At 37.3% G+C, this 20,163-nt stretch carries 9 protein-coding genes and 2 pseudogenes; 3 read left to right on the top strand and 8 right to left on the bottom strand.

Annotated features, from left to right (window positions below; translation table 11 throughout):
- Window positions 1–28: 28 nt before the first annotated feature.
- The 8 genes and pseudogenes from CZ225_RS00060 to CZ225_RS24625 form a co-directional block, all read right to left on the bottom strand.
- Window positions 29–1,447 (bottom strand): Gfo/Idh/MocA family oxidoreductase, encoded by a 1,419-nt coding sequence (locus CZ225_RS00060; protein ID WP_077152524.1) that lies wholly within the window; start codon window positions 1,445–1,447, stop codon window positions 29–31.
- Between the two features lie 305 nt (window positions 1,448–1,752).
- On the bottom strand, window positions 1,753–2,778 hold the full coding sequence (locus CZ225_RS00065) for a DUF4973 domain-containing protein (RefSeq protein WP_077155607.1): 1,026 nt from the start codon (window positions 2,776–2,778) through the stop codon (window positions 1,753–1,755).
- Window positions 2,779–2,799: 21 nt separating this feature from the next.
- The gene (locus CZ225_RS00070) at window positions 2,800–4,899 is read right to left on the bottom strand and encodes a RagB/SusD family nutrient uptake outer membrane protein (RefSeq protein WP_077152525.1); all 2,100 of its coding nucleotides are present in this window, start codon (window positions 4,897–4,899) and stop codon (window positions 2,800–2,802) included.
- Window positions 4,900–4,913: 14 nt separating this feature from the next.
- A complete protein-coding gene (locus tag CZ225_RS00075; protein ID WP_077152526.1) occupies window positions 4,914–7,982 on the bottom strand; it encodes a SusC/RagA family TonB-linked outer membrane protein in 3,069 nt (1,022 codons plus the stop codon).
- A 26-nt stretch (window positions 7,983–8,008) separates the two neighbouring features.
- Window positions 8,009–9,409 (bottom strand): IPT/TIG domain-containing protein, encoded by a 1,401-nt coding sequence (locus tag CZ225_RS00080; RefSeq protein WP_077152527.1) that lies wholly within the window; start codon window positions 9,407–9,409, stop codon window positions 8,009–8,011.
- A gap of 307 nt (window positions 9,410–9,716) precedes the next feature.
- Window positions 9,717–10,320: pseudogene (locus tag CZ225_RS00085) on the bottom strand (glutaminase domain-containing protein); the annotation flags it as partial.
- A gap of 794 nt (window positions 10,321–11,114) precedes the next feature.
- Window positions 11,115–12,080 carry a site-specific integrase gene (locus CZ225_RS00090; protein WP_234982964.1) on the bottom strand — a complete coding sequence of 322 codons (966 nt, stop codon included), beginning with the start codon at window positions 12,078–12,080 and terminating at the stop codon, window positions 11,115–11,117.
- Window positions 12,081–12,173: 93 nt separating this feature from the next.
- A pseudogene (locus CZ225_RS24625) lies at window positions 12,174–12,398 on the bottom strand (Arm DNA-binding domain-containing protein); the annotation flags it as partial.
- A 529-nt stretch (window positions 12,399–12,927) separates the two neighbouring features.
- Here CZ225_RS24625 and CZ225_RS00095 point away from each other — a divergent pair.
- From CZ225_RS00095 to CZ225_RS00105, 3 genes are read left to right on the top strand one after another with little or no spacing between them, the layout of a single operon-like run.
- The gene (locus tag CZ225_RS00095; protein WP_077152529.1) at window positions 12,928–15,441 is read left to right on the top strand and encodes a glutaminase domain-containing protein; all 2,514 of its coding nucleotides are present in this window, start codon (window positions 12,928–12,930) and stop codon (window positions 15,439–15,441) included.
- A gap of 57 nt (window positions 15,442–15,498) precedes the next feature.
- Window positions 15,499–17,007, top strand: coding sequence for an IPT/TIG domain-containing protein (locus CZ225_RS00100; RefSeq protein ID WP_077155608.1), 1,509 nt, complete (start codon window positions 15,499–15,501; stop codon window positions 17,005–17,007).
- 30 nt (window positions 17,008–17,037) lie between these two features.
- A complete protein-coding gene (locus CZ225_RS00105; RefSeq protein ID WP_129585711.1) occupies window positions 17,038–20,151 on the top strand; it encodes a SusC/RagA family TonB-linked outer membrane protein in 3,114 nt (1,037 codons plus the stop codon).
- Window positions 20,152–20,163 lie beyond the last annotated feature (12 nt).

A 20,163-nucleotide genomic window follows, 5' to 3' on the forward strand; every position in this document is an offset into this window, starting at 1 on the left:
ATATAGAATAGGTCTTTCAATTCAACATTTACAACTTATAAAATTCATCCCATCCTTTACGCGGTGGTAATCCCGCCAACATCGAATTGGCAAATTCATTGTTAGTAATCTGTTTTGTACGAGGGTCAAAGAATAACTGTGTATTCAAACGTTGCGCCATTACTCCCAATGAGAATACCTGGCTCAACACCCCATTGATTTCAAACGGTGAACGCGTTTTCTCAACCCCCTGACAGGCAAGTAAGAAGTTCTCAAAGTGGTTTGAAGGACTTTTCGGTACTTCCGGTAATTTATCAGCCATTTCCTTTGCCTTTTCCTCAGGAATGATCGACAATGTACTGCCATGACTACCACCCTTAAAGATCAAATCCTTCGTATAGATAATCTTTCCGGGATTCAATTTAGCAGCCGGAGCAGTTCCCTGGTTCGTTGTAGGGATATTCGGATCCAGACCGGAAACGCCATAACCCGCCGGAATAGGAGGAAGGTTGTCCAAACCGTCATACCAGGTGATATCTACCGGTGGCATTCCCTTGCGGGCAGGGAAACGGAAAAGGATGGTGGAAGAATAAGGGAAGAAGTAATCATTATGGCCTTCCTGGTGAGTCAAGGTAATTTCATAAGGCAATCCCAATTCCAGGAACTCATGAACCGTGTCCAGAATATGTGCTCCCCAGTCACCCAAGGCACCCATACCGAAGTCATACCAGCAACGCCATTCACCTTGATGATACTTTTCATTATATTCATGATAAGGAACCGCTCCCAGCCATGTATCCCAGTCCATATCCTTGGGTAATTGTTGTCCGGAAGGGAGCTTATAAATGTTAGTATCCCACTTGTGCCAACGGCGAACATTATTCATGTGTGCGGACACGGCAGTAACGTCTTTAATAATTCCTGCGTCCATCCACGCTTTAAATTGGAAGTAATTCGCTTCCGAATGTCCCTGATTACCGACTTGAGTTGCCAAGTTAGGACGCTTCAATGCAGCCTGCATCAACAGTTCGGCTTCATAAAATGTACGTGCCAGTGGTTTTTCCACATATACATGTTTGCCTGAGGCCAGAGCCAGCATACTGATAGGAAAGTGGGAGTGGTCGGGAACAGCGATTGCCACAGCATCAAATTCATTTCCTGCCTTGTCGAACATCTGACGGAAGTCTCTGAACTGCTTTGCTTTGGGATACATACCAATTACCTTTTGAGTATGTTTGGCTCCCATGTCCACATCACACAATGCTACTACTTCCACCATACCGGTACGTGCAAAATCGCCGATGATTTGTTCACCGCGGTTTCCGATACCGATATAGGCGATCTTCACTTTGCCGTTTTTACCTCTGTTGGACGTTAGGTTCTGGGCGTTCAACGCTTCACCGCTTCCAAGTGCCAGACCGGCGGAAGCCATTGTCATTGTCTTAAGAAAGTCTCTTCGTGTTACCATAATTTGTTCATTGATATTGATTAAGTATTTCCTTTTGATTAACTATACGTATGAAGGTTTATTGCCGCATTCTATTTTTTATAAATATTGTCTTTATTCCACAAATAAAGAATACTCTGCAAAACCGTCCAAAAATTCATAGCTCACAAAAGTAAATATAATAATGAATATACCAGTTATCATCTCAAAAAAAAATGAATATGATATAGTTATTGTATATCAATCAGTATAATTGGACATAGAGTAGAAGAGGTTGCATCAAAAAGAGTCTTGACAACCTCTTACTGATTTAATTTAAACCACTATTAATCCCATTCAATCTGCTGATCTTCATCAGGAATCAATGTATTGAGGTCACGCTGCATAGACAAAGTTCCCTGCACTGTATATGGCAAACGTTGTCCAGGGCTAGTATGATAATCCACGAACTTATAATCAATATAAAGTGTATAGTAGATATGCTTTAGATACGGTTTAGTCACATCATACTGTTCCTCTATCGTATAATAAGATTGGTTAGATCCCAGCTCAAAAGCATTGCCCGAAACTTTATCATCATTATCACTCCAAAGCCTCAGTTTCTTCTTCTGAAGATCAATTTTCTCATCAGTAAATTCAATAAACACTTTATAAAACTTACGGTCCAAATAATCCACATCCCTCATTCCTGCATATATAAAGATAGTATTATCATCATATACATAACTTTTACGTTCAGTCACTGTAAATGTACCTTTATCCTGATCAGTAATTTTACATTGTGTACTAGCATAAGTACCAGAATAATCATTAAATGGAATCACGTTCAATAATGCTTTCCGATAGTGTTTACGCGGATTGGCCTGATAGTTGTATGACAAATCGTCCACAATCGTCAAAGGCAATATGTATTTGTCCGATAAATCAAGTGGATTCTCTCCATTTTGTCCTCCCAATGTAAAACTGATAGGCAATAAAGCACTACATTCTCCGGCAGGAATTTCCACTGTTTCAGGAAAACTACGATATTCAGGCGTCAGCATTTCATAATAAATCTTATCCATCTCACCATAACGTTCCTTATTCAGAGTTTTCAATGTATCCTCATCGACGGCAATGTGTACAACACAGTTATGAGTATTCATGGTCGATCCGCTAAGGAGCAAAGGAAGATTATATGACACCACTCCACCCGGTTTATAACGAACATAAACCGGAGTCACACCATCACTATTTGGCTCTGCTTTCAATGACACCAATTGCAGGAATTGTTCATCCTCCCATTCGTTGTTACACGATGCGCAGCACACTCCTGCCATCATTATTAGAAAAAGATAATATATTTTTTTCATATTCATACTTAATTTATAAGATTATTCCGGATCTCTCCATCCCGGATTTTGACTCAAATTCTTGTTACGTCTCAGTTCAGTAGGGTTAATTGGCCAGAACCACATCTTAAGAGAAAAGATATTTCTCAAAGAAGGTACTTCTACCGGAGTATGGAAACTTGCAGCCGCTGCTTTGGTACAGTATACATTGCAGCCATAAATTGGAGTAGATTCCTCAGCCGGAGCATCACACCAACGACGTAAATCAAAATAACGTTGCCCCTCAGCAAACAACTCAATCTGGCGTTCACGTTTCAACTTAATACGAAACTTCACCTGATCTTCATAAATATCAGCTTTGTAATCAGGAATACCAGCACGAATACGAATCGGCTGGATACCTTTCTTCAACTCTTCGATGTCTCGTTTAATGGTATAAGTACGACCATCCCATGAAATCACTTCATGAGATCTGGTCAGTTCATTTATTGCCTCCGCATAAATTAACAGGATTTCCGCATAACGGATATCCGGAGTAACCTTAGATCTCAGATATTTGGTTTCATAAGCATTTTCTTCCGTATGGGAGATGTCATCAGGATGCACATATTTTTTTATACCAATTCCACTGCGTAACCAATAAGTGGTTTGTTTGTAACCGTCAGGGCTGTCTCGGTAATAAAAAGCCTGTACATTCGTTCTTTCTCCTTTATTATCGTCTGAGTTAGCTTTCAATAGGTTCCAGGTTGCACCATTATAGGCCACAGAAGCATAGAAACGTGGTTCACGACCTACATACTGTTTACAAACTCCTACTCCCAATGGTCCCAGCTCAGGATAGTCAGCAAGTTCTCCTTTTTCTACAAGATCAGTATTACGTCCCCGCATATTATACCTCATAGGATCAATATACCCTTCTCTTCCAGCATACATGCTATTCATGCCATCACAGTCTTCCCCATCTTTCATGTAGTAAGCATCACATTGTTTCTGGGTCATTCCATGCGTATTATATCCACCACCATCATAACGAGGCATCTGATGAATTACCATAATATTTATACCCTCTCCGCCTTGATTTTGTCCACGCGTAAAGATTAGTTCCGGATTCTGACTAGCAAGAATGGCACCGTTGAATACAGAACGATATGACTCAAATGGATCTATATCCATATATCCTTCCGGCCATTTTTTTTCATCAAAATGATTGTCCGGATCAGATTGTGGTTCCAACGTCGCCGGATAAGCGATAGGATCATTACCAGCCGCTTTTTTATAAGCCACATACAATTTGTATTGGTTCAAGTCCATGACGTCTTTCGCTGCTGCAGCAGCTCTCGCCCATTTACTTTCATCCTTGGTGTCCGAAAGCAACGAATTACCCTGTCTGTCCACCATAGCTGTTTGTACTTCTGCGGGAGCACCTCCATTGGCCAATGGGCTAGCTGCATAAAGTAATGCACGTGCACGAAGTGCCAATGCAGCTCCACGAGTAGGACGAGCAAAATCTTGTATACCACGAGCCATCGGTAATGACGCAGCCGCATTCTTCAGTTCATTGGCAATGTAAGTAGCACACTCTTCATACGTATTTCTCGGATAAGCCATTTGATCGTAGTCCACAGTGTAATCCACACCTTCATCCGGTACAATGGGAACCGGACCAAACGTACGAAACAGAATCCAGTAATAATAAGCTCTCAAAAAACGAGCCTGCGCTTTTAAGTCAGCACGCTCTTCGTCTGTAAATTCCGTATTCATATCAATATAATTAAGGAACACAGCAGCTTGACGAATTGACTTATAAGCCATGTGCCAAATCAAATCACTATTATTTTTTAAACCGGTTTCATCGTACCTTCCATATTTCCAGTTTTCATAACCACCATCACCATAGTACATATCATCAGCAAAATTAAACGGCACATTATTTTTACTACATATATCCTGCATGTGGTTATTGCCGAGATAGGCATAACACTCTGCCAACCATCTATTCGTATAGTCTTTATTACTAAAGATATCTTCCATGGTCATACGTTCATCAAACAAGTAGTCTGAGTCTAGATAGTCTTTACATCCAGTAAATAAAACACTCAGACTAGCAACTACAAGAGATAAAATTAATATTCTTTTCTTCATATACTTTTGTCGTTTTATAAATTAACTGATACACCTAAAGCGAAAGTTTTACTAAGAGGATATTTCTTTCCATCCGAACTACCCATTTCCGGATCCCAAAGTTTGAACTTAGAGAAAGTAAGCAAATTAGTTCCTACAAAGAAGAAACGTACCGTATTCATATGAGCCTTATTTACCCAAGTCTTAGGAAGCGAATAACCAATATCCAATGTTTTCAAGCGCATATAAGAGCCATTTCTCAGCCAGTAAGTGGATTCTTGCTGATTATTGCTGTTAGCTCCGTAAGTCAGACGGGGATATTCGGCATTTGGATCTTCATTTTCGCCTAATATCCAGCGGTTACTATTAGCCATTTCAGTCAATATATTACCCCATCCATCACCGGAACTAAACATGAAGACAGTAGTGCCTTTAATCTGATAAGTTGATTTACCCACTCCCTGAAAATGCACATTTATATCCAATCCTTTCCACTTAGCAGCAATACCGAATCCGTATGTAAGGTTCGGTTTGGTAGTCGCACCAATAGCTACACGGTCGTCACTGTTGATAATACCATCCCCATTAATGTCTTTGTATTTGATGTCACCTGGCATTACTTCTCCCCATGTCTGGCGTGGACTATTACGAATATCATCATAATCTTTAAACAATCCCAAAGCAACTAATCCTTTAGCCTGGTTAATGCGATAACCTTGTTCTTGTTTGTAAAAATAGACCGTATTTTCCTCATCTTTTTCAAGAATCTTATTCTTGCTGTAAGTCATGTTACCGCGTATAGTCAAGTCTACCTTTCCTATTTTTTGGCGATATTTAAAATTCCCGTCAAAACCTTCCACTTTTACAGAACCCACATTAGCTTTCGGGTTACTTTCCACACCAGCCATCCATGGAAGATATTTGCGTTCCATATAAATGTCATCACGATGCTCATAAAAATAGTCTACTGTACCTGAGAATTTATCATCAAACATGCTGAAATCGATACCTAAGTCTTTTTTGGTAGCAATTTCCCATGAAACGTCTGCAGAAGAAACCGTTGCATAACGATAACCTTGCCATACTCTATCGTAACCATAGTCAGCGAACTGATAGTTAGAACCGTCGCCAATAGTATACAGATAAGGAAAACGGTCATTACCCAAATTGTCGTTACCAGTCTTACCGTATGAATAACGAACTTTGAACATATTCAACCATTTTCCGGCTATTTTCTTCACAAACGGTTCTTCTGCAACGTTCCATGCGCCTGAGACTGCAGGAAAGAACCCGAATCGATAATCTTTGTGAAAGTTTTCCGAACCAGTGTATCCGAAATTGAAGTCTATAAAATAACGATAGTTCCAATTGTAGTTTACACGTCCTGCAAGTCCCTGATTACGACGAGCTATACCATTCTTAATGTCTGATCCAATTCCTTGTGTAGATACTTTTGAAGACTGTGTATACTTCAACACTCCTCCTACATGGTGTAATTTAAACCCGCGATCATAATGTAATTCCCATTCAAAAAATTCTCTCCGGTCACCCGATGAGCCTGAAGTCTGTTCCATTTTCTTCTCCGCTACCGTTCTAGAGAAAACCAAATCACCTTCCGGTGTACGATAACGCTCCGCTTTCCATAGTTCCGGATATTTGTAACGTTTAATCCAGTTGGAGTTATTCGTATCATATCCAAAACGTCCGATAAACTTAAGTCCTTTGGTAACGAAATCCAGCTTCTGTTCCAAAGTAATATTTGTTTGAATGTCGTTTTTCCAGCTTTCATTATAACCAGTCTGTGTGGCTTGTATCCATGGATTAAAACGGTCACCGTTATCGTTTCCAATGGCCGGAATCTTCCCGTCTGAGTAAGTAATAGGTGCTGAGATAGCGTTATATCCCATCAATGCTGTCCAGATAGAGGTGGTTCCTTGTCCCGGATCATTCTGCTTACGCAACGAACCTGAAACACCAACCTTCAATAAAGTAGATTTAGTGATGTCTATATCTACATTCATACGATATGTCCATTTACGGAAATTCGTATTCGTGTTATAGTCTTTTTTCATTTCATCATCTACTTTGTACATACCCTGCTGATCCTGATAACTTCCTGACACAAAATAACGAGCCGTCTTACCACCACCACTCAGATTCAAAGTAGCACGTGAACTAAAAGCTCCGTCACGCATCATGACATCCATCCAATTTACGTTCGGAAATAAATCCGGATCCAGTCCCAAACGAAATAAATCTAGTTCTTCCGGTGAAAACAATGGTTCCTGATTACGCGTAATTTTGGCCTCATTCGCCATACGCGCATATGTATACCCATCTACAAAATCATAATTCTGCGTAAACGTGTTATAGAAACCTTCCAGTTTCACATTTACATTCACTTTACCTTCTTTTCCACGCTTGGTGTTGATCAATACTACACCATTCGCACCCTTGCTACCATAAATAGCCGTAGCAGAAGCATCCTTCAGCACGGTGAACGATTCGATATCTTCCACATTAACCTCATTAATATCACGTTCAAATCCATCTACTAATACCAATGCAGCGTTGCTAGCACCGAACGTTGATATACTACGTACCCAAAATTCGGAAGTCGTACCAGGACGTCCGTCTGCTGCCATAGCCATGATACCTGGGACCACACCTGCCAAACCATCTACAACAGAAGTAGTAGGCACTGATTTCAGTTCATCTACATCTACGTTCGTGATAGCACCTGTCACAGCAATCTTCTTTTGTGCACCAGTACCTGTTACAACAACCTCATCGATCTCACGCGCCACTGCCTCATTCAGTGTTACATTCACCACTCGTTGTTCCTTCACTAATACTTCCTTTGTTTCAAATCCGATATAGCTGAACACCAGTTTGTTGTAAGGAGGCATCTTAATCGAGTATTTACCATTCAAATCAGTAATCGCTCCCAATCCTGGCATATTCTGTATAGATACATTCGCACCAATCATTGGTTCCTTATTCGCATCAACTACTGTTCCTGTGATCGTCACCATTTCTTGCGCCAACACATGAACGGAAAGACCGATCAACATCATACATGTTAATAAAAAAATTTTCTTCATAAGTATATATATGTGTTTGTCAATTGTTATTCCTCTTTCGCAATCTTACGGATCACTTTATTACCTGCATCACCGACATAAAAGCAATTACGTTTTTCGTCATAAGCAATTGCTCTAGGGTTATTGAATCTTGCTTCGGTTCTGAGATCTCCGTTTGCATATCCGCTGGTTCCATTATTTCCGCGTCCGGCAAAAGTTTCGATACGCCCCTGAGGGTTCATAACACGGACACAATGATTTGCTTCATCGCAAAAGTAGAAGTCATATTCATCCTCTTCGCCTGCATATGCAGGATTCTTCACAAATACTCCTTGAGTCGGTTTATTCAATTTCGCTTTCGTTCCGACACCATCAATCCATCCCGCAGAGCTTTCCTGTCCGCAAATCAGATATGGAGCCATAAAACACTTCTTTTCTTCATCATAATCCGTACGGGCTATATAATGATTATTGTATTGCATCAGATAAGCGAACTTTCCAGATGGATGAGGGAACATACGTACAACTGCTTTTGAACGTGGATTTTGAAAAGCATATGTAAGTTGCTTAGTTTCGAAATCATATCTATTCACATCGCTGGCATAATAACCAGTACAGTAATACTCCCCATTAATAGGGTGGATCATACTACCATTGGTACTAATGTAATTGAATAGTCCAATAAAAGTCGTAAAGTTTGATGAGCGGGAAACCAAATAAGCTCCAGATCTGTTACTATTATTACTTGTATCATCCGTTAGCACCATGTCCTTGTTTTCATCAGAAGTCCATTGAATACTGAATACACGCTCCAAATCTGGAGTAATAAAATCATATACATATCCTTTTCCGTCATTCGCAGCGAAATCAATTAAACGATTCTTCTGAGTATGAGCACAGAAGTATAACTTGTCAAAGTTTGATTTGGGGTCAAATGACAACCATGTGATATCCGAAAATCCACCACAATCATCAAATGGTCCTTCCTTTTCTTCAAAATCAGTACTCACCTCATAGCGAGTTCCAAGGAATGTACTGACCAGCCATTTCTTTTCATATTCAAAAACCCCTTCAGCCTCACAGCCAGCTAGTACCTCACCATTTTCGTCCACAATACTTAGTTCGACGTTTCCATCGTAAGCTTTCTCAGGAATGACACAATACAGGCTACGATTTTTTACGGTAATTACCCGCGCATTCTTTCCTCCAATAGTTACCTTCACTTTGGAAGGGTCATTTCCAAAGTTATCTCCAAAAAGAATCAAATTACTACCGTATCCCCCCTTCCTGGGCGTAAAATCCGTAATAACTATCGGCTTGTTCGGATCAAAAGCTCCTTCCTGATCTTCATCGTCTTTGCAACTTGCGAAGCAAAGCGCAAATAATACCAGCATAATCCCATAAAACAGATTACCATGCCTAATTTTCCAATAAGTACTTTTTCTCATAAATTAAATTTTAAATCAGTTAATAAATATATAGCCATCATTATAAAATATTTACATATTCTCCATTTAAGAAATCGGTATCAGGTACTTTTCCTCACCATTCCGATCCACAGTTCCCCACTAAAGTGGTTTTATTATTGCCTTTAGTATTTCCGTTTACGCAAACGAAACCGCTGAAAAAAGCTATACTCTTCAGAAGTAAGTTTTGATTGATCGGATTTTTGTCTTTTCTCTCCTTGAAGAGGAATTTGATAAGAGCATGCATTCATATTTAGCTGATAAATAGGTATGTTGTAAATTAAGTATCTCATAATATTTTGTTTATCATTACTTGCATCCAATATCCTCCGATAACAGAGCGGGCTCTGAACCCCACGTATTCACCACTACCCGTATGATGCCAATCACTGATAGGTACACGAGTTTTTGTTTCATCAATGTATTTATAAAGGGGATCTATAAACTTCTCGAATGTATTCTGGTCAGGTGCCATTGCCGCCGTCCACATAATCCAGTCCGATTTAGTGTACTCTTTGCGAGAATCCAGAGGCAAACCATAAAGATTCTGCTTAGTCTGATAATACTTGATTTCTTTTTCGATTACGTTATTGGGGAAGAGATTCAGGTTCCAGATTTTATCCCAAACCATATTATATTTTTGACTCCAAGTATCTTTACGGTCAAAAGCAAGACGATAATGATCACCTTCGTTTGCCATTTCTTCCCATTTCACCGCCATATTCTTGGCAATAACAGCATATTTGTCCGCAACATCATCCAAACCAAGTAGACGTGCCATCTCACTATATCCGGCAACACCCATAATAGCTTTTATTGACAAGTTCGCATTATGCGCCCAATGACCCGCAAAGTCATCCGTACAAAGTTGNATTCTCAGGGTCCTGTCCATACCGCAGTCTTGCAAACAATGTATTGTATATCAATTTGTTACATAAAAATGTATTGTCTTTGTGTTGTGTTTTTTATACTATGTCTATGTACTAAAGAAGTTTATTATAGATATGAAAGTATAATAGTAATATGACATGTTTATAATTAAAACATATACTGATGCTCATCTCTTAAATTGGCGAATAAACATCTTGTAAGTAACTGTTCACAATTAGTTAATGTTATCCGTCATTCTTCGCTTCGCTCCTTTAGATAGATACTCATGATACATATTAATTAGGAATACTAACTTATTTGATTAATTTATTACGCTATAAAGAAGGCTCTGCATAGTCTATTTTTTGAAAAATAAGAATATTATTGTAGTTTTTCTTTCAGATATTAAAGATTGGTTAGTTCCTCGGTGAGAAACAACTTGTTTCTCACCGAGGAACTATTTGTTTCTTTTAAAGAAACTATGTCTTGGCTTTAAATCAAAATACGAAATTTACAACATGTTAATTATTAACCTTTTATAGAAATAAAGCACTACCTTTGATAATTATAGGATGATTATTGACAAATAAGCTAAGATTTATAACCAGCAATGAATAGTAAAATATATTTTTATTACATAAGTTACAGTTCGCAATTAGTCAATGCTGTCTATTATCCCCTTAAACAACAGATGCTCATGATATGAATTAATTAGGAACACTTACCTATATCATCTTGTTTATTATAGTATGAACATGTAGAATAAAATAGTATATGAATAATTTAAATCATAATATAAAAACAAATCTTTTTAATTTTATTGGGCAAGTCTAGCCCTCAGTTCCTTCAATCTATTAGCGGCTTGCAGATTATCAACTTTGATATATCGCATAAAAGCAGATGGACTTTTGTGACCAGATATTCGCATCAATTCTTCTGCAGGAAAACCTGATAAATACATATTCGTACAAAAAGAGCGTCTACAAGTATGGGAGTATATTAGTTCCCATTTTTCGTATATTCGTTTTTCTCGTTCTTTGCCTTTTTTACGAACTATTTCAACTTTCTGTCTTAACTTCGCTTTTAGTCCCAACTCTTTTACCCTATCATTAAATAAATATCTTGGTATTTTGGGTAATTCATAATTGTATTTTTTAAGAATCTCTGGAACATAATCAATCATGGGAATAATAACTGCCTTATGTACTTTTCTTTGTTTAAGGTTTATATTTCCATTATCCAAATCAATGTGTTCTGGACCTAAAGTTGAAAGATCACTATATCGTAAACCTGTAAAACATCCAGTGATAAATATATCGCGTATTTTCTCCAATTGCTTATCATCCGATAGATCGAGCTCGTATATCGCTGCTAATTCTTTTTCACTTAAATAAATAGCATCAGTTTCTTCCTCTACAACTTTGAAACATCTTAGATCAATTGGCGGAATGGCTCCTTTTACAATCTGAAAATTAACAAATCCTTTCAATAATCGTATAATTTTCCCTGCAGAGTTAGTGAGTAATCCTTTTGTTCCATTTGGCTTTTCAGCTTTATAGAATAAATAATCCATGAATTCATTGTAAAATGTCAAATTCAAATTATGAAATGACAAAGGTTGAGATGAATATTCCTTAAAAGCAATTAGATGTTTACGAAGTGTTCTATAATCTTTGATCTGATCTTTAGAAACAGATGGAGCCTTTTCTATAATATATCTTTCTAATGCATCAAATATATCTATTCGATGGGAACGCAAATCATATTCCCTATCTTTTTCCAATTCGAGCAAAACAAAATCAACAGTCGGATCTAGATTATTATCTTTAGCATAAGTAAGAATTTTGCCAAGTTTTGATGTGATTCTAATTAAACAAGAATCAATTTCTTCGTATTGTGGACAAGCACGTTTAATCCATCTCTTCTTGGCATCCCAATATTCAGGTTTAATATTGTATCCAGTAGAGATGAGTGTACGTTTAAACCGATCATAATTATATCGAATATAAAGAACTGTAGTGCCCTCTTGAGTAACGTACTTTGGTTTAATATATGGAAAATATTTTGCTATAGTGATCTGTATTGCATTCGTGTTGCAAATTTAAGAAAGCTATCTAAAACAGCAAATATCTCTTTAGTTAAAGTTGATGATTGCTCATGCTTTTATAATTTTCTTTAAGCTAAGGAAAATATCTGTTCATAAAAGGATAAATATTGCTCAAACGGCATAGAGACCTCTATTTATTGAGTCTAAAAAAGGAGAAAAACATAAAAAAGAGCAGATTTTATCCTTTCTTGACCATAGATTTTCCTTATTTTTTATATTAATTGTCTTATTTTGTATCGATCGAAATAAAATGCTATGGGAAATAACTAGCCTTTACAGGTTTTATGTCTACTCAAGATACACAAAACAGTAGTACTTTTCTCCATAACATTCTATTCAAGATTTGACAATACTGGTATTTGTTAATAGGTAAAAAGAAAAAATAAAAGTATTAAGGATTAAAGTTTTCATTAAGGTATTATTTAAGGTAAGAAGAAATTTAGCTAACATGGGGTTGTTTTATTATTAAGGTAAGAAGATTGTAGGATGGATAACCTTAAATTTTAGATTAATTAAAAGAATTATGAAGAAACTACTAATTATGATGGCTCTTTCTGTTAGTATGCTGATTAATGCTCAGACAACTAACTTTTTTGAACCTGTTAAAGAAATAGCACTACGTGTCCCGTCAGTGCCAATTGTTGTTTCAGACCCATATTTTTCAATTTGGTCTCCTTATGACAAATTGATGGAAGGGAGTACAGAACATTGGACAAGTGCAAAGAAGCCTTTATTGGGTGCCCTACGGGTAGATGGTAAAGTATATCGTTTTCTAGGTAAAGATAAAATAAATTTAGTCCCGATTGCCCCTATGACAAATGTAGAACGTTGGGAAGCAGCTTATACGAATAGCACACCATCTAATGGATGGCAAGAATTTCAATTTGATGATAGCAGTTGGAAAAAAGGAAAGGCTGCTTTTGGTAGCCACGATATGCAACGGGTTCACACTGAATGGAAAGGGAATGATACTGATATTTATATTCGTCGCGAATTCGATATTAATAATTTAGATTTAGCAGAAGATTTTTATTTAATTTATTCTCATGATGATGTATTTGAACTATATCTCAATGGGGAAAAATTAGTTTCTACAGATCTAGTTTGGAGAGACAATGTGTATTTGAAACTGACTGATGCAGCAAAGAAAAAATTGCGTAATGGTAAGAATGTGATTGCTGCTCATTGCCACAATACTACAGGAGGTTCCTATGTGGATTTTGGTTTATTCCGTGAAAAGAAAGATGCCGTAAAGTTCTCTGATGAGGCTATTCAAAAATCTGTAGATGTATTAGCGACTTCTAGTTATTATACTTTTACCTGTGGTCCTGTAGAGCTCGATCTCGTTTTTACAGCTCCTCAGTTGATTGATGATTTGGATCTATTATCCACACCTATTAATTATATATCCTATCGCGTACGAGCACTTGATCAGAAAGGTCATGATGTACAACTCTATATGGAAACTACTCCAGAATTGAGTATTAATGAGAATAATCAACCTACTATTGCACGTACGTTATCTAAAAATGGTATTAGTTATGTTGAGGCTGGGTCCATTGATCAGCCAATATGTGATCGTAAAGGTGACTTAATTTGTGCAGATTGGGGTTACGCATACCTTGCTAGTGTAAATGGAGCTGGGAAATCTATAGGTTTAGGCGATTATTATAGAATGAAAGAATCGTTTGTAAAAAACGGAAGTTTAAATTCCACTATTACAAAATGGACTACTCGCAAAGAAGAGGATAATCCAGCTATGACTTATGTACATAATTTAGGTATAGTTTCCAAGGATAGCAAAGAGGGATTCATGATGATTGGTTATGATGATATCTATTCTATTGAATATATGTATGAAAAGCGTATGGGATATTGGAAGCACGACGGTAAAGTAACCATATTCGATGCTTTCGAGAATTTGAGAGATAATTATCAACCAATTATGGAGCGTTGCCGCGCTTTGGATGCGATGATTTATAATGACGCAGAGAAAGCAGGTGGCAAAAAATATGCTGAAATCTGTTCGGCTGCTTATCGTCAGGTAATGTCAGCCCACAAACTCTTCAAAGATAAAGAAGGTAACTTGATGTGGTTTTCAAAAGAGAACAATAGTAATGGTTGTGTTAATACAGTGGACTTGACTTATCCATCTGCTCCATTATTTTTGATTTATAATCCTGATTTACAGAAAGCAATGATGACTAGTATTTTTGAATATAGTGCTAGTGGTCGTTGGAATAAACCTTTCCCAGCTCATGACTTAGGAACATATCCTATAGCTAACGGACAAGTTTACGGAGGCGATATGCCTATTGAAGAAGGTGGTAACATGGTTATTCTAGCTGCAGCTATCTCAAAAATTGAAGGAAATGCCGATTATGTAAAAAAATATTGGGGTATTTTAACCACGTGGACTAATTATTTAGTAGAGTATGGACAGGACCCTGAGAATCAACTTTGTACGGATGACTTTGCGGGTCATTGGGCGCATAATGCGAACTTGTCAATAAAAGCTATTATGGGTGTTGCCGGATATAGTGAGATGGCACGTCTACTTGGTTTGGATGATGTTGCGGACAAATATGCTGTTATTGCCAAGAATATGGCGGTGAAATGGGAAGAAATGGCAAACGAAGGTGATCATTATCGTCTTGCTTTTGACCGTAAAGATACTTGGAGTCAAAAATATAATATGGTTTGGGATAAAATCTGGAACCTGAATCTCTTCCCCAATAACGTAATCGAAAAAGAAATCAAGTATTATCAGACCAAGCAGAATCTTTATGGTTTGCCTCTGGATTCTCGCAAAGAGTACACTAAATCGGACTGGATTATGTGGACAGCGGCAATGGCACCTGACCAGAATACATTCGAGAAGTTTATAGATCCCCTTTATAAATACATTGATGAAACAAAAACTCGTGTACCTATCAGTGACTGGCATCATACGGATAGTGGTGAATGGGTTGGTTTTAAAGCTCGTTCTGTAATCGGTGGATACTGGATGAAGGTACTTATGGATAAAGCTCGATGAGATGATTAATTTACAATACACTTATTATTAACTAAAATGAAAAACATGAAATGTAAAATGAAAAAAGTATTGAAGGAGTGGCAGTGGGTACTACTGGCATTATTCACGATTTGCATTTGCAGTTGCAAAGATGATGATGACAATGCAAATGCAGTAGCTTTTGATCCTTCGAAACCCGTGTTGATCTCTGATTTCACACCTAAGAAAGGTGGAACCGGGCAGCGTCTGGTTATCTACGGAGAAAATTTTGGATTGGATAAGTCGTTGGTCAATGTTATGATCGGTGGGAAAAAAGCTACTATTATTAATGTTAATAACAATAGTATTTATTGTTTAGTCCCATCACAAGCTTATGACGGTGACATTAAAGTGATAGTCGGAGAAGAAGAGAACCAAGTGACTGGTATATCGGAAAGTATCTTTGAATATGAGAAAAAGATGGTAGTAGGTACATTATGCGGCTATCGTAATGAATATGATAATCAGGGCTGGAAAGATGGTTCTTTTGACATCTGTTGCGGGTTTCGTAATGATGGATGTTTGAAGTTTGATCCGCTGTATCCTGATCACCTGTACGTTGTATATGACGGTGCTGATATTCAATTGTTGGATTTGAAGAATCGAATGCTTTCTACTCCGTTAAATCGTTCATCATTTGGGGATAGACGTTTGCGTTCGCTTGACTTCACAAATGATGGACAATATATGGTTGTAGCTGTCGATTTTAATGGTTGGGGTACTGGAACTAGTCCAAGTGTATATTTCGTGAAGCGTAATGAAGATGGTTCATTTACGAATAATAGTAGTATTCAGTTAATTGCTTCTTATAAACAATGTAATGGTGCTGCTCTTCATCCGATAAATAATAACGAACTATACTTTAATAGTTATGAACGCGGTCAGGTATTCCGTATGGATGTATCCAAATACTTTGAAACAATTAATAATGGTGGTAATTGGAATCCTGACAGAGATGGCGGGAATTATGACGAATTATTTACAATTCAGGACACTGGTTGGGAATTCCAGATTAACATACATCCTAGTGGTAATTATGCCTATATTGTGGTAATTAATCAACATTATATTTTGCGTACTGACTACAACTGGGAAAAGAAACGTTTTGCTCCTGCTTACGTTGTTGCTGGACAGGCGCGTTCTGCTGCATGGGAAGATGCTGCCGGAGTAAGTGCTAGATTAAATCGTCCATATCAAGGAATATTTGTAAAGAACCAAGAGTATGTAGATGAAGGTAGGGAAGATGTGTATGATTTCTATTTTTGCGATAATAAAAACCACTGTATTCGTAAACTATCTCCAGAAGGTATCGTAAGTACTTATGCTGGACGTGGAAACACTACTTCTGTTGTTGACAATAATGTTTGGGGTACTGAGGATGGTGATTTACGTGAAGTTGCCCGCTTCCGTGATCCAAGTGGTATAGCTTATGATGAGAGAGACAATGTATTCTATATTTTGGATGTTGTAGGTCGTAAGATACGTACAATATCAATGGAAGGAGAAACGGGAACATCGGTAGATCTGGAATCAGGTAATTTTAATTAATCAAAATCTAACGAATAAACACGTATTTATATGAAAAAGTATTTAATCATGTTTGCTGTGTTACTATGCATACCATTAACTATGTTAGCACAGCAAACTGTAACTGTGAGTGGTACAGTTACCGACACGAAAGGAGTACCTATGATCGGTGTCAATGTCTCTGTGAAAGATGTTGCAGGTCTGGGTGCTATCACAGACTTAGATGGACATTATCATCTTAAGATGGAGCCTTATCATAAATTAGCTTTTACTTATATTGGTTATGAAACTGTTGAGATTTTAGTAAAAGATAAATATACTATTAATGTAGAGATGAAAGAGGCCGCTGCAAGTGCAATAGATGAAGTAGTGGTTACAGGTATGGGAACACAGAAAAAACTGACCGTTACCGGTGCAGTAACTAATGTGAAAGTGGAAGACTTGAAACGGTTCCCGACTTCTAATTTATCTAATGCACTAGCTGGTAATGTACCGGGAATCATCGCAATGCAGAATTCAGGGCAACCTGGAAAAAACACTTCTGAATTCTGGATCCGTGGTATTTCTACTTTTGGAGCTAGTAATAGTGCTTATATATTGGTTGATGGATTTGAACGTAATAATTTGGATGAGATTAATATTGAAGATATTGAATCATTCACTGTATTAAAGGATGCTTCAGCTACTGCTATTTATGGTTCTAAGGGTGCTAATGGTGTAGTATTGATTACTACCAAACATGGTAAAGCTGGTAAAGTAAATATTAATGCTAAAGTAGAAACTTCGTATAATACACGTACTATTACTCCAGAGTTTGTAGATGGAAATACATATGCCAATTTAATGAATGAAGCTTGTGTTACTCGTAATAAAGGTTTTGTTTTTAGACCGGAAGAACTGGAGATTATACGTTTAGGCTTAGATCCTGATTTATATCCGAATGTAGATTGGATGGATGTACTGTTAAAAGATGGAGCTTGGAGTTATCGTGCCAACTTGAATTTAAGCGGTGGTGGTTCTACAGCTCGTTACTTTGTTTCCGCTAGTTATGTGGAAGATGAAGGTATGTACAAAACCGATGATACTTTGAAAAAAGATTATGATACGAATGCTAACTATAAACGTTGGAATTACCGTATGAATGTTGATATTGATATTACCAAAACGACTCTTTTAAAAGTAGGAGTATCGGGCTCTTTAGCTAAACGTAATAGTCCTGGATTAGGTGATAATGATGTATGGGGAGAACTTTTTGGATACAATGCTCTTAGTACTCCAGTACTATACTCCAATGGACGTATTCCAGCTTTAGGTACAGGAAATAAAACCAATCCATGGGTATCTGCTACACAAACTGGTTATAATGAAAATTGGGATAATAATATTCAGACCAATGTTACATTAGAACAGAACTTTGATTTTATAACCAAAGGGTTACGTTTTGTCGGACGTTTTGGATATGATACTAATAATAGTAACTGGATTAACCGTCATCGTTGGCCAGACCAATGGAAAGCATTGAGCCGTAATCCCCAAAATGGAGAAATTGTTTGGGATCATGTATCCGGTCCAAGTGATATGTTTCAAGATAGTGGTTCGAGAGGAGATCGTCGCGAGTTTTTAGATTTATTATTAAGTTGGGATCGTGGTTTTAAAGATCATCATCTTGGTGCTACAGTAAGATATACACAAGATTCTAAAAAACAGACAGTAGATATAGGTACTGATATTAAAAATGGTGTAGCACGACGAAATCAGGGTTTAGCCGGACGCGTTACATACAATTGGAATTACCGTTATTTCTTTGATTTTAATTTCGGTTATACAGGTTCTGAGAACTTTGCAACAGGACACCAATACGGATTCTTTCCTGCTTTTTCTGCAGCGTGGAATATCGCTGAAGAACCTATTGTCAAGAATAATCTAAAGTGGATGAATATGTTCAAAGTTCGTTACTCACATGGTAAAGTTGGTAATGACAATATGAATGATAGATTCCCATATTTGTATACCATTCAGGATTGGTATAAAGATTCAAAGGATAAAACTCATGACCTTGCAGGTTATAATTGGGGAACAGCAGCATATTCTAATTATTATAAAGGTATACATTATGCGCAGGTAGCTTCTCCATATATAACATGGGAAGTTGCTACTAAAGATGACCTTGGAATAGATTTATCATTATTCAACGATAAATTCTCTGCTACAGTAGATTATTTCTATGAAAAACGTACAGGTATTTATATGACACGCAAATTCCTGCCATTCATTACAGGATTGGAAAGTAAACCTAGAGCTAATGTCGGTGCAGTTCGTTCTAGAGGCTTTGATGGACATTTCTCATTAAAAGAGAAAATTGGGAATGTCGATATGACAATCCGTGGTAATATGACCTATAGTAAAAATGAAGTATTAGATAGGGATGAGGAAAATAAGGTTTATCCTTATCAATATGAACGTGGCTATCGTGTGGATCAAGAAAAGGGTCTTATTGCATTAGGATTGTTTAAAGACTATGATGATATCCGCAATAGTCCAAAACAGGAATTTGGAGTAGTACAACCTGGTGATATTAAATATAAAGATGTCAATGGTGACGGTGTTATTAATAATGGTGACCGAGTTGCTATCGGTGCGACAAGACGGCCTAATCTGGTTTATGGTATTGGTGCTTCTGTTGCATGGAATGGGTTTGATTTTAATGTTCATTTCCAAGGTGCTGGTAAATCAACTTTCCCTATTTATGGCAAGTGTGTATTTGCATTTAGAGAAAATGACTGGGGCAATATCATGAAAGGTATGCTTGAAGATCGTTGGGTAGATTCAGAAACTGCAGAAAAACTTGGTATCCAGGCGAATGAAAATCCGAATGCTCCTTATCCACGCTTAACATATGGTGTAAATGGGAACAATGAGCAGGGGTCTACTTATTGGTTACGTAACGGACGCTATGTACGCTTGAAAAATGTAGATATAGGTTATACTCTTCCGAAAAATATAACGAATAAACTTCATTTTAATAACATCCGTATATTCGTTGCAGGATCTAATTTAATTACTTGGTCAAGTTTCAAATTGTGGGATCCAGAATCAACTCAGCCACGTGGTGAAGAATATCCGTTGACTAAATCAATTACAATGGGTTTAACAGTTAATTTATAAAATAATACGAAA

Origin of the sequence: Bacteroides bouchesdurhonensis (assembly GCF_900155865.1) — a bacterium.
Taxonomy (GTDB): Bacteria; Bacteroidota; Bacteroidia; order Bacteroidales; family Bacteroidaceae; genus Bacteroides; species Bacteroides bouchesdurhonensis.